Origin of the sequence: Mycolicibacter icosiumassiliensis, assembly GCF_900078685.2 — a bacterium.
Taxonomy (GTDB): Bacteria; Actinomycetota; Actinomycetes; order Mycobacteriales; family Mycobacteriaceae; genus Mycobacterium; species Mycobacterium icosiumassiliensis.
In genome coordinates this window covers 1-2,883 of sequence record NZ_LT546187.1, presented here as the reverse complement: position 1 = coordinate 2,883, position 2,883 = coordinate 1, and the positions used below count along the sequence as shown (strand labels likewise).

Below are 2,883 nucleotides of genomic sequence, written 5' to 3'. Positions count from 1 at the left end.
CTGTTCCACATCCGCGCCGAGACCATGGACGTCTGCTTCGAACTGGCCCGACGCATCCTGCGGACCCTAAGCGGCGCGGTCACCGTGGTCGACGAGGTGCACGGTTTCCGGTTCTTCGACAACCGCGACCTGCTCGGCTTCGTCGACGGCACCGAGAACCCGACTGGTACGGACGCCGCGGTTGCCGTCCAGATCGGCGACGAAGATCCCGACTTCGCCGGCGGCTCCTACGTGCACATCCAGAAATACCTGCACAACATGGCCGCTTGGGATGCCCTGCCGGTCACCGAACAAGAGCGGGTGATCGGTCGCACCAAGGCCGACGACATCGAGTTCGCCGACGCGGACAAACCCGCCAACGCCCACATCAAACTCAACGTCATCACCGACGACGACGGCAATGAGCTCGACATCGTGCGAGCCAACATGCCCTTCGGATCGGCCAATTCGGGCGATCACGGCACCTACTACATCGGCTACTCCCGCAGCCCGCAGGTCACCGAACGGATGCTGCGCAACATGTTTTTCGGCGACCCGCCCGGAGTCACCGATCGCATCCTGGACTTCTCCACCGCGCTCACCGGCGGGATGTTCTTCACCCCCACCGCCGACTTCCTCGACGACCCGCCACCGCTGCCGGGAGCAGCCACACCCATCCCCTCCGAGCCCGTCGAGACCACCGGCGTTCACGGCTCACTGAACATCGGCAGCCTGAAAGGAACCTCGCAATGAACAACCTGTATCGCGATCTGGCCCCGGTCACCGAAGCGGCCTGGGCCGACATCGAGCAGGAGGCGACCCGGACGTTCAAACGGCACATTGCCGGGCGCCGGGTGGTCGACGTCAGCGACCCGGCGGGCCCGACGGCGGCCGCGGTGGGCACCGGTCGGCTGACCGGCATCGGCGCCCCGGGCGACGGCGTCGAAGCGCATCTGCGCGACAGCAAACCGCTGGTGCGCCTGCGGGTTCCGTTCACCCTGTCGCGTGAAGAAATCGACGATGTCGAGCGGGGCTCCCAAGATCCCGACTGGGACCCGGTGAAGGCCGCAGCCAAGAAGCTGGCGTTCGCCGAAGACCGAATCATTTTCGGGGGCTACCCCGCCGCCGCGGTGGAGGGCATCCGCAGCGCCAGCTCGAATCCGGAGCTGACGTTGCCGGAGGACCCGCGCGGCATCCCGGACGTGATCAGCCAGGCACTGTCGGCCCTGCGCCTGGCCGGCGTGGACGGCCCGTACTCGGTGCTGCTGTCGGCGGATACCTACACCAAGGTCGCCGAGACCTCCGATCACGGCTATCCGATCCTGGAGCACCTGCGCCGGCTCGTCACCGGCGACATCATCTGGGCGCCGGCGATCGACGGCGCGTTCGTGCTGACCACCCGCGGCGGCGATTTCGATCTGCAGTTGGGGACCGACGTGTCGATCGGCTACCTGTCGCACGACGCCGAGAACGTGCAGCTCTACCTGCAGGAGACATGCACGTTCCTGTGCTACACGGCCGAGGCCGCGGTCGCCCTGACCTGCTAGGGCCGCAACGGGATAGGGCCTAGCATGAGCAAATGCGCGGCCCGGTTTCGCCTGACGACGCAATCCAAGCGATAAGGGGTGCCGGCGGCGCCAACCCGGCTGTCGCGCATTGCACGCCAACGGAATGTTGCACTGTGGCACGGCCAATACGACTCCTGAGGTTCGGACACTCTCTGGCGCAAAGCATCTCGGCGGGTCAACGGTGCCCAAATTGATCCGACATAGTGGTTTTCGACCCGACGCGGGTGGTCGACGGCATCGAGCTCTCCGATAACTCGGTACTGGGGTTTCGCAGCCGGATTGATCCCGCTGCAAACCCTGCGAAAGTGGGCCAACAGCGCGTACTTTCAGACGATGCCAATCAATCGACGCAAAGTTTTGGGCGGGGCAAGCCTGGCCGGCGCCGCCGCCATGACCGGTGCGGGTGTTGACCGTGTTATCGCCACCGGCACTCCGAGTTTTCGCACTAGTAAGGAAGAGGCCATGACCGATGATGCGGCACGCTTTGGCAATCCCCGCATACCGTCCGAAACGATCACCTCGCAATCTCACCTGTTCCCACTAGGCGCGCAGCCCAGCAATACCTATGACGGGGGCTCGTTCAAGCAGGCAAGCGAAGACAACTTTCCGATACTCAAGGGTCAAGAAGCCAGCATCGTGCTGCTCACCTTGGAACCCGGTGGTATCCGTGAGCCGCACTGGCATCCCAGCGCGTGGGAACTCAACATCGTCACCAAGGGCGTCGCGGCGTGGGTCGTCATCGACGGGAACGGCAACCACGAGAGTTTCGACCAACACGTCAACGACGTCGTGTTCGCACCGCAGGGTTCGTTCCACTACTTCGAGAACCGGGGCACCGAAGACCTGAGCATCTTGATCATTCAGAACACCAGCGCACCGGAATCCAAAGACAACATCGGCATCGGCGAATCCATCAGCAAGCTTCCACCCCGGGTGTTGTCCGCCGTGTTCGGCGTTCCCGCAGAGACGTTCAAATCCTTTAAAAAGATAGACAACACGATCACCATCCTGCGATCGCCCTAGCGTCATTCTTCGGGGAAGTGGTGGGGGGGGTAGACGCCGAGTGCAGCGAATGCCGCCAGAAGGCCCAGGGATCACCTAGATGAACCTGTTGGCGTAGGGCGCTCCGGTGCGCACCACGGCTCTGTGCGCGGTCTACTCCGGAGCCACAACGGAGTTGACGGGGTCGCTGTAGCGGTGCACGTCGCTGCTGCTGGACTGCGCGATGGAATCCCCGCCTGCCCGAAGCCGCAGTCACGCTGCGCGGGTAACCGCGCAGCGTGAGCAGCGGCCGCCCTAGGAGCCGGCCTTGCCGCCCGCGCCTTGACCGCCCTGG

3 protein-coding genes and 1 pseudogene are annotated in these 2,883 nt (G+C 64.5%); all 4 read left to right on the top strand.

The window, feature by feature from the left end:
- Positions 1 to 732: Dyp-type peroxidase (locus tag BN4346_RS46770; RefSeq protein ID WP_067977076.1), on the top strand; the 732-nt coding region annotated here is incomplete at its 5' end.
- Complete coding sequence (locus BN4346_RS46765) at positions 729 to 1,526, top strand: family 1 encapsulin nanocompartment shell protein (protein ID WP_067977074.1); 798 nt, start codon at positions 729 to 731, stop codon at positions 1,524 to 1,526. The genes BN4346_RS46770 and BN4346_RS46765, both read left to right, overlap by 4 nt.
- 32 nt (positions 1,527 to 1,558) lie before the next feature.
- Positions 1,559 to 1,752: pseudogene (locus BN4346_RS49805) on the top strand (catalase); the annotation flags it as partial.
- Between the two features lie 128 nt (positions 1,753 to 1,880).
- The gene (locus BN4346_RS46760) at positions 1,881 to 2,570 is read left to right on the top strand and encodes a cupin domain-containing protein (RefSeq protein WP_067977075.1); all 690 of its coding nucleotides are present in this window, start codon (positions 1,881 to 1,883) and stop codon (positions 2,568 to 2,570) included.
- Positions 2,571 to 2,883: the final 313 nt, after the last annotated feature.

What these genes read in the sequence shown, in the direction of transcription:
- BN4346_RS46765 (WP_067977074.1), top strand. Translation starts at nt 729, where the DNA reads ATGAACAACCTGTATCGCGATCTGGCCCCGGTCACCGAAGCGGCCTGG.
- BN4346_RS46760 (WP_067977075.1), top strand. Translation starts at nt 1,881, where the DNA reads ATGCCAATCAATCGACGCAAAGTTTTGGGCGGGGCAAGCCTGGCCGGC.